Annotated in this window: 8 protein-coding genes; all 8 read right to left on the reverse strand. The window is 70.5% G+C overall.

Annotation, left to right across the window (positions count from 1 at the left end; genetic code table 11):
- Positions 1-1,236: CYTH and CHAD domain-containing protein (locus ACWEV0_RS35095; protein ID WP_453153868.1), on the reverse strand; the 1,236-nt coding region annotated here is incomplete at its 3' end.
- Positions 1,237-1,328: 92 nt separating this feature from the next.
- Positions 1,329-2,528, reverse strand: coding sequence for a rod shape-determining protein RodA (gene rodA / locus ACWEV0_RS35100; protein ID WP_453153869.1), 1,200 nt, complete (start codon positions 2,526-2,528; stop codon positions 1,329-1,331).
- A gap of 3 nt (positions 2,529-2,531) precedes the next feature.
- The gene (mrdA, locus tag ACWEV0_RS35105) at positions 2,532-4,793 is read right to left on the reverse strand and encodes a penicillin-binding protein 2 (RefSeq protein WP_453153870.1); all 2,262 of its coding nucleotides are present in this window, start codon (positions 4,791-4,793) and stop codon (positions 2,532-2,534) included.
- A 19-nt stretch (positions 4,794-4,812) separates the two neighbouring features.
- The gene (gene mreD, locus ACWEV0_RS35110) at positions 4,813-5,481 is read right to left on the reverse strand and encodes a rod shape-determining protein MreD (RefSeq protein WP_453153871.1); all 669 of its coding nucleotides are present in this window, start codon (positions 5,479-5,481) and stop codon (positions 4,813-4,815) included.
- Positions 5,478-6,500, reverse strand: coding sequence for a rod shape-determining protein MreC (gene mreC, locus ACWEV0_RS35115; protein WP_453153872.1), 1,023 nt, complete (start codon positions 6,498-6,500; stop codon positions 5,478-5,480). Before mreC ends, mreD begins: the two co-directional genes overlap by 4 nt.
- Positions 6,501-6,615: 115 nt before the next feature.
- Complete coding sequence (locus ACWEV0_RS35120) at positions 6,616-7,635, reverse strand: rod shape-determining protein (protein WP_403792923.1); 1,020 nt, start codon at positions 7,633-7,635, stop codon at positions 6,616-6,618.
- Positions 7,636-7,944: 309 nt separating this feature from the next.
- Positions 7,945-8,358 carry a nucleoside-diphosphate kinase gene (gene ndk, locus ACWEV0_RS35125; RefSeq protein WP_453153873.1) on the reverse strand — a complete coding sequence of 138 codons (414 nt, stop codon included), beginning with the start codon at positions 8,356-8,358 and terminating at the stop codon, positions 7,945-7,947.
- Positions 8,359-8,425: 67 nt separating this feature from the next.
- Entirely contained in the window at positions 8,426-8,782 is a 357-nt protein-coding gene (locus ACWEV0_RS35130; RefSeq protein WP_453153874.1) for a DUF4233 domain-containing protein, read from the reverse strand.
- Positions 8,783-8,939 lie beyond the last annotated feature (157 nt).

Here is an 8,939-nt window from a genome sequence, read left to right on the forward strand (position 1 = left end):
GGCTGTGGGGGGGGCGAGCGGGGGTTGGTGGGGCTGGGGGCGGGGGGCGAGGGGGAGGGCGCGGACACCCCGGCCGGCGAGCCGGTCGAAGTCCTTGCGGACGGCTTGGGCGAGGACCTCGGGGGCGTCGTGGGCGGCCGCTTCGCGCAGGGGCGGGTCGGCGAGGAGCGCGTCGAGGGTTTCGAGGAGCGCGAGGTGGCGCGGGGAGTCCAGCGCGGCGAGCACCCTCGACCGGGCTTCCTCGGCGCGGCGCGCGCCTCGGACGCGCAGCCGGGCGCGGACGGGGCCGAGGCGGAGGGTGTTCGGCAGTTCGTCGAGCCGGGCGTTCAGGCGGGCGGTCAGCACCTCCTCGTCGCGGGCGACGCCGAGCTCGCCGGCGAGCCACTTCAGCTCCTCGCCGACGCGGTCGGTGACGCCGCGGTCGAGCACCTTGCGGTACGACTTGAAGGCGCTGCGCATCCTGCGGCAGGCGACCCGCATCTGGTGCACGGCGTCGGGCAGGTCGCGCCGGACGGCGGGGTCGAGCGCGACGACGGCGTCGACCTGGTCCCGTACGTAGGCGAGGACGGCATGCCCGGCGGTCCCGGGGGCTCCGCCGGCGTTCTCTCGCGCGGGCAGGGACGCGCCGGTCTCCTCCAGGGCCCTGGCCAGCTTCGACGGGGACGCCGAGGGGTGGATGTCCGCCTTCTTGAGGCGTTTCTCGACCGCGTCGAGGAGCGCCTCGTCGGCGCCGTCCGCGAGCTCGACCTCGATCTCGGTCCAGGTGACTTCGGCCGTGTCCGGGCCGGTGAGGCGGGCGGCGTGGACCGTGTCGACGGAGAGTTCGGCGAGTGGGGTGCCGTCCTTGGCCGCCAGGTGGTGGACGTCGCGGGAGGAGCGGAGGCTGACGACCGGGATGACGGGTTCGGTGCGGACGCGGGAGCGGAGGAGCTTCGCCAGGAAGGGCGGGAGGGTGTCCGAGAGCGGGGCGCGGATCTCGTCGCGGATTCCGGCGGCGACGGGGAACTTGAGGTGCCAGCCGGCGTCCGAGCCGCCCGTCCGGCGGCGGAGGGTGAGGGAGTCGGCGGCGAGGCGGAGGCCGGCCGTGTCGTAGTAGACGGCGTCGAGTTCCATGACGCCCTCCGGGTGGACGGCGGCCACGTCCCGGACCTCGGTGAGGTCCGGGAGCCGCACGTCCGCGCCGGCTTCGTACTTGCGCTCGATCTCGCGTTTCGTGTCCGGTCGCTTCTCCGCCATGCAACGAATCTACGACCGGAAGACCGCGAGGGGGAGGCGAACTACGCCGTTCACGGCACCACGCCGTTGCCGGCACCGCGCCGCTGTCGGCGCTACGCCGTTATCGGCCGCTGCACCCTGATCGACTGGAGCAGGCCGATCGCCACCCACACCGCGAACATCGACGAACCGCCGTACGACACGAACGGCAGCGGCAGGCCCGCCACCGGCATGATGCCGAGCGTCATGCCGATGTTCTCGAACGACTGGAACGCGAACCACGCGATGATGCCGGCGGCCACGATCGTGCCGTACAGCTCGCTCGTCTCCCGCGCTATCCGGCAGGCGCGCCACAGGATGACGCCGAGCAGGACGAGGATGAGGCCGGCGCCGACGAAGCCGAGTTCCTCGCCCGCGACCGTGAAGACGAAGTCGGTCTGCTGTTCGGGGACGAACTGGCCCGTGGTCTGGGAGCCCTTGAAGAGGCCGGCGCCGAGGAGGCCGCCGGAGCCGATGGCGATACGGGCCTGGTTGGTGTTGTAGCCGACGCCGGCCGGGTCGAGGTCGGGGTTGGCGAAGGCGGCGAAGCGGTTGATCTGGTACTCGTCGAGCATGCCGAGCGCGGTGACGAGGACCGCGCCGAGGACGCCCGCGCCGATCAGGCCGAGCACCCAGCGGTTGGAGGCGCCGGAGGCGAGGAGCACGCCGAGCACGATGACCGCCATGACCATCACGGACCCGAGGTCCGGCATCAGCATGACGATGCCCATGGGGAGGGCGGCGAGGCCGAGGGCCTTGGCGACGGTGCGGTGGTCGGGGTGGAGCTGGTCGCCGGCGTCGACCCGCGCGGCGAGGAGCATCGCCATCACCAGGATGATGGTGATCTTGACGAACTCGCTCGGCTGGAGCGAGAAGCCGCCGCCGATCACGATCCACGCGTGTGCGCCGTTGATGGTGGCGCCGAGCGGGGTGAGGACGGCGAGGATCAGCAGGATCGAGAGGCCGTAGAGGAACGGCACGGCCCCGCGCAGGGTGCGGTGGCCGAGCCAGATCGTGCCGATCATCAGGGCGAGGCCGATGCCGGTGTTGAGGACGTGCCGGAACAGGAAGTAGTACGGGTCGCCCTGGTTGAGCGTGGTGCGGCCGCGGGTCGCGGACCACACGAGCAGCGAGCCGATGAGCGACAGCGCGAGCGCCGAGAGCAGGATCGGCCAGTCGAGCCGGCGGAGCACCGAGTCGCGGGCGGTGAGCTTGGCGAGGGCGCCGCGCTCGGGTGCGTACCGCGAGACGGAGAAGCCGTGGGGTGCGGTCATCGGTCAGAGCCTCCCGCGGGTGGCGGGCGGGCCCGCGAGCCGTGGATCGTCGTCCGGCTTCTTGGTGGGCGTGGCGGGGTCGGTCGGCGGCGCCGGCGGCTGGGTCCCGCCGGGCTGGGTGCCGTCGATCTGCTTCGTCTCGTCGACCTTCTGCTCTTCGGGGTCGTACGGCTTGATCTTCGGCGCGTCGATCGAGCCGTCCGCCTCGATCTTCGGCAGCGTCTGCTGCGGCTGCGGCAGCAGCGCCCGCTTCAGGTCCTGCTTGCCGGAGTCGTCGAGGCCGTACAGCGCGTCGTAGATGTTGCGCACGGCGGGGCCGGAGGCGCCGGAGCCCGTGCCACCCTGGGCGATCGTCATGACGATCGCGTAGTCCTTGGTGTACGTGGCGAACCAGGAGGTCGTCTGCTTGCCGTAGACCTCGGCGGTACCCGTCTTGGCGTGCATCGGGATCTTGTCCTGCGGCCAGCCGCCGAAGCGCCAGGCGGCCGTACCGCGGGTGGCGACTCCCGCGAGGGCTTCGTCTATCAAGTTGCGGGTGTCCGCGTTGAAGGGCAGCCGGCCGTGCGACTTGGGCTTGATCTCGGTGACCTTCTTGCCGTCGGCGCTGATGACGGCCTTGCCGACGGTGGGGTTCCACAGGGTGCCGCCGTTGGAGATGGCGGCGTAGATGGTGGCCATCTGGATCGGGGTGACGAGCGTGTCGCCCTGTCCGATGGAGTAGTTGACGGAGTCACCGGCGCGCATCAGGTTGCCTTCGAGGCAGTTCTCGTAGGAGAGCTGCTGGACGTAGGTGCCGCCCTTCTTGCCGTTCTTGCACCACCAGTCCTTGTTGTCCTCCCAGAACCGCTGCTTCCACTGGCGGTCGGGGACGCGGCCGGTGACCTCGTTGGGCAGGTCGATGCCGGTCTCGGCGCCGAGGCCGAACTGATGGGCCGTCTTGTAGAACCAGTCGCCCGGGTTCTTCTTCGGCTTCATCCCCCCGTCCTTGATCCACTGCTGGTGGGCGAGGGCGTAGAAGACGGTGTCACAGGAGACTTCGAGGGCGCGGCCGAGGGAGATGGGGCCGTGGTTCTGCGACTCGAAGTTCTTGAAGACCTGGTTGCCGATGGAGTACGAGCTGGTGCACGGGTAGCGCCCGTCGAAGTCGTAGCCCGCGTTGACGGCGGCGGTCGTCGAGACCACCTTGAAGATGGAGCCGGGCGCGGCCTGGCCCTGGATGGCGCGGTTGAGCAGCGGGAAGTTGGAGTTCTTGCCGGTGAGGGCCGCGTAGTCCTTGGCGGAGATGCCGCCGACCCAGGCGTTGGGGTCGTAGTCGGGCTGGGAGGCCATGGCGACGATGCGGCCGGTCCTGGCTTCCATGACGACGACGGCGCCGGCGTCGGCCTTGTAGTTCTCGTTGGTGTTCCGGTCAAAGGTCTTGCGGGCCTCGACCATCGCGTTGTGCAGCTCCCATTCGGCGACCGCCTGGACGCGGGCGTCGATGGAGGTGACGACGTTGGCGCCGGGCTCGGCCGGGTCGCTCTTGGCCTGGCCGATGACGCGGCCGAGGTTGTCGACCTCGTAGCGGGTGACGCCGGCCTTGCCGCGCAGCTGCTTGTCGTAGGTGCGCTCCAGGCCGGAGCGGCCGACCTGGTCGGAGCGCAGGTACGGCGAGTCGGTGTCCTTGGCCTTCTCGATCTCCTGGTCGGTGACGGGCGAGAGGTAGCCGAGGACCTGGGAGGTGCGGGACTTGCCGGGGGCCGGGTAGCGGCGGACGGCTGCGGGTTCGGCGGTGATGCCGGGGAAGTCCTCGGCGCGCTCGCGGATCTGCAGGGCCTGCTGGGTGGTGGCCTCGTCGGTGACCGGGATCGGCTGGTAGGGCGAACCGTTCCAACAGGGCTTGGGGGTCTTGGAGTCGCAGAGCCGGATCTTGTTGACGACGTCCTGGGGCTGCATGCCGAGGACGCCGGCGAGCCGGGTGAGGACGGCCTTGCCGTCGTCCTTCATCTTCATCAGCTCGGTGCGCGAGGCGGAGACCACGAGCCGGGTCTCGTTGTCGGCGAGCGGGACGCCGCGGGCGTCGAGGATGGAGCCGCGCACGGCGGGCTGGACGACCTGCTGGACGTGGTTGTTCTTCGCCTCGTCGGTGTACTCCTTGCCGTTGCGGATCTGGAGGTACCAGAGGCGTCCGCCGAGGGTGAAGAGCAGGGAGAAGACGAGGACCTGGATGATCACGAGCCGGATCTGGACCCGGGGGGTCCGCCCGGTCTCGGGGATGTTGCTCATGCTGCCGCTGCCCCCTGGATCACAGTCGCTTGACTCCCTTGATGCGTCCGGCGCGCGAGGCGCGGTTCCGTGCGGCCTTGACGCGCAGGCCGCCGCGCTGGGTGCCGATCCTCAGGCCGGTGCCGGAGGAGAGCCAGCCGGAGGAGACGTCGGTGCCGCCGGCGCCTTCGGCCCCGGCGAGCGGGTCGTTCTCGGCGCGCCGGGCGATGGCCATGATGAGCGGCACGGTGAACGGCGCGAGGAGCAGGTCGTAGAGGGCCGCGGTGAACAGCAGGAAGCCGAGGCCGACATGGCGGGCGGCGGTGTCGCCGACGAGGGCGCCGACGCCCGCGTAGAGCAGGGTGGAGCCGAGGGCGGCGACGACGACCACGGTCATCGGGCCGGTGGCGGACTTGAGCCGGCCGTTGTCGGGGCGGGCGAGACCGCAGAGGTAGCCGACGACGCAGAGCACGAGGGCGTACCGCCCGGCGGCGTGGTCGGCGGGCGGGGCGAGGTCGGCGAGCAGGCCGGCGGTGAAGCCGACGAGGGCGCCGGTGACGTGCCCGTACACCAGGGCGAGGGCCACGACGGTGAGCAGGACGAGGTCGGGGACGGCGCCCGGGAGCTGGAGGCGGGCGAGGACGGAGACCTGGACGACGAGGGCGACGACGATCAGCGCGGCCGAGAGGAGGATCCGGTTGATCTTCATCGCGTCTCCCCCTGGTCCTGCTGCTGGTTCTGCTGGTCTCCCGGCTGCTGGGCCGTGCCGGGCTGCTGGGCCCCACCGGGCTGCTCGCCCGGCTTCTGCTGCCCGTCCGGCGCGGTCGGCGTCGGAGTGACCGTCACCGTCACGGTGGGCGCGGGCTTGGGCTTCTGCGGCAGGACCATGTCGCGCGGGTCGGTGCGCGGGGCCTGGACGACGACGCCGACGATGTCGAGCTTGGTGAAGCCGACGAACGGGCGGACGTAGACGTTACGGGTCAGGCCGCCGCCCGACGGGTCGACGCGGACGACCTGGCCGACCGGCACGCCGGGCACGAAGGGCTTGTCGGCCTGCGAGCCGAAGGTGACGAGCCGGTCGCCGGGCTTGACCTTGGCCTTGCCGTTGAGGAGTTGGACGAGCAGCGGGCGGTCGCCCTGGCCGGTGGCGAAGCCGAGTTCGTCGGTCTTCTCCATCCGGGTGCCGACGGTGAAGTCGGGGTCGTTGGCGAGCAGCACGGTCGACGTGGAGGGGCCGACGGTGGTGACCCGGCCGACCAGTCCCGAGCCGTTGAGCACGGTCATGTCGCGCCGGATGCCGTCGCGGGCGCCGATGTCGATGGTGACGGTCCAGGAGAAGCCCTGGGCCGCCCCTATGGCGATGACCTCGGCGCCCTTGATGCCGTACTGGCCGGCGCCGGCGGTCTTCAGCATGGCGTCGAGTTCGCGCAGCCGGCTGCGGTTGCGGTCGTCGCTGCCGAGCTTGGCCTTGAGGGCGGCGTTCTCCTGTTCGAGCGCGGCGATGCGGTTGTGCCGCTCGCCGGAGTCGCGAACCGCCCCTATGGCGTTGCCGATCGGGTCGACCGCCGAGGCGACTCCGTTCTCGACGGGACCGAAGACCGCGGCCGCGGCCTGTCGGGCACCGTCGACCGGCGACTCCTGGCCTCCTCGGATGTCCACCGTGATCAGTGCGAACGCGATGGCGATCAGCAGCACCAGGAGCAGCCGGCTCTCTCGTGTGTCCCTCACGTGCGGCGGCCGTGCCCTTCCTCAGTAAGACGGGATGTGACGGGTGATGAGGTCGATGAAGTTGGTGATGGAGTTGTACCGGGTGCGGGGGGCTCTCGGGTGAGCGCCCCCCGGGTCAGCGGCGCGGCTGGGCGTCGAGGACCTGCTGCAGCGCCTCGAACTCCTCGACGCACTTGCCGGAGCCGAGGGCCACGGAGTCCAGCGGGTCCTCGGCGATGTGGATCGGCATGCCGGTCTCGCGGCGCAGCCGCTCGTCGAGGCCGCGCAGCAGGGCGCCGCCACCCGTGAGAACGATGCCGCGGTCCATGACGTCACCGGAGAGCTCCGGCGGGCACTTGTCGAGGGTCGTCTTCACCGCGTCGACGATGGCGTTGACCGGTTCCTCGATGGCCTTGCGGACCTCGGCGGCGGAGATGACCACGGTCTTGGGCAGGCCGGAGACCAGGTCGCGGCCGCGGATCTCGGTGTGCTCGTCCTCGCCGAGGTCGTAGGCGGAGCCGATGGTGATCTTGATCTGTTCGGCGGTGCGCTCGCCGAGGAGGAGCGAGTACTCCTTCTTGACGTGCTGGATGATCGCGTTGTCGAGCTCGTCGCCGGCCACCCGGATGGACTGTGCCGTGACGATTCCGCCGAGGGAGATGACGGCCACCTCGGTGGTGCCGCCGCCGATGTCGACGACCATGTTGCCGGTGGCCTCGTGGACCGGCAGGCCCGAGCCGATGGCCGCGGCCATGGGCTCCTCGATGATGTGCACCTGGCGGGCGCCGGCCTGGGTGGAGGCCTCGATGACGGCGCGGCGCTCGACGCCGGTGATGCCGGAGGGCACGCAGACGACGACCCGCGGGCGGGCCAGGTAGCGGCGCTTGTGGATCTTGAGGATGAAGTAGCGGAGCATCCGCTCCGTGATCTCGAAGTCGGCGATGACGCCGTCCTTCAGCGGGCGCACGGCGACGATGTTGCCGGGCGTCCGGCCGATCATCTTCTTCGCCTCGGCACCCACCGCGAGGATGCCGCCGGTGTTGGTGTTGATCGCGACGACGGACGGCTCGTTCAGAACGATGCCTCGACCCCTGACGTACACCAGCGTGTTGGCGGTCCCGAGGTCGACAGCCATGTCACGGCCGATGAACGACATTGAGTTCCCCTTGTTTCCCATGAGGATGCGTCGGGCCTTCCCTAGCGGAGCGTTGACGGCTTCTCAGGTCGGCGAGGTGGTGGCTGAAGGTGGTGCGGCGTGGAGTTTTCCATCGTAGTGCCGCCCGCACGGATACCGCGCGGCGGACCGCCTCAGGCCACCTCTGTATAGGTGACGGAATGACGCGGCGATCCGTTCCCGGGATCGGCGTTCATATGCCTGGGGGCGACCGAATTCCTTCGGTCGCCCCCAGGTCATGACGCTGATCGGCTGACACCGGGTGACAACGGGTCAGACAGCGGCTCCGTCTCAGACGAGACCGGGGAAGAAGATCTTCAGCTCGCGGGCCGACGACTCCTCGGAGTCCGAGGCGTGGATCAGGTTCTCGCGGACGATGGTGCCGAAGTCGCCGCGGATCGAGCCCGGGGCGGCGGCGATCGGGTCGGTCGGGCCGGCCAGCGTGCGCAGGCCCTCGATGACCCGCTCGCCCTCGACGACGAGCGCGACGACCGGGCCGGACTGCATGAAGCCCATGAGCGGCTCGTAGAAGGGCTTGCCCTTGTGCTCGCCGTAGTGCTGCTCCAGCGTCCCCTCGTCGAGCTCGCGCATCTCCAGGGCCGTGATGGTCCAGCCCGCCTTGCGCTCGATACGGCCGATGATCTCGCCGATCAGACCACGGCGGACGGCGTCGGGCTTGAGCAGGACGAGCGATCGCTGGCTCACGGTGGAACTCCTTCAGACAACGGTGTGCGGGGCCCTACTGAATCTACAGGGCCCGCACCAGCCGTCATCACGCAGCGTCAGGCCCTGCGGAGCCTTGGGCGGCGGCCCAGCTCGCCTTGATGGCGTCGATCCTGCGCCCGTAGTGCACCGAGGCCCACCACAGCACGGCGAACACCGCGCCGAGGAAGAACATGCTCGGCACGAAGAAGCCGCTCGCGATCAGCGCGATCTGCAGCGCCCAGCCGAGCTGCACGCCGCCCGGACGGGTGATCATCCCGCACAGCAGCACCGAGAGGACCATGGCGATCCCGCAGACCGTCCAGACCGTCGACATCGCCAGCGAGTCGTCCTTCATGGCGACGAGCCCGGCGAAGCCGATCACGAAGAACTCACCGATCAGCGTCGAGGCGCAGAGCGTACGCACAGGAGTCAGCCCCTCTTGAGCAGCAGCCGGGCGTCGCCGACCGTGAAGATCGAACCGGTGACGAGGACGCCCGCGCCCCCGAACTCGCCCTCCAGGCGCGGCCGCCGGGCACCGAGGCAAGCCGCTGTCCTCGCTCCAGGCTCTGCCACTGCGGAAC

Source organism: Streptomyces sp. NPDC003943 (assembly GCF_053605265.1).

What these genes read in the sequence shown, in the direction of transcription:
- mrdA (WP_453153870.1), bottom strand. Translation starts at nt 4,793, where the DNA reads ATGAGCAACATCCCCGAGACCGGGCGGACCCCCCGGGTCCAGATCCGG.
- ACWEV0_RS35120 (WP_403792923.1), bottom strand. Translation starts at nt 7,635, where the DNA reads ATGTCGTTCATCGGCCGTGACATGGCTGTCGACCTCGGGACCGCCAAC.
- mreD (WP_453153871.1), bottom strand. Translation starts at nt 5,481, where the DNA reads ATGAAGATCAACCGGATCCTCCTCTCGGCCGCGCTGATCGTCGTCGCC.
- rodA (WP_453153869.1), bottom strand. Translation starts at nt 2,528, where the DNA reads ATGACCGCACCCCACGGCTTCTCCGTCTCGCGGTACGCACCCGAGCGC.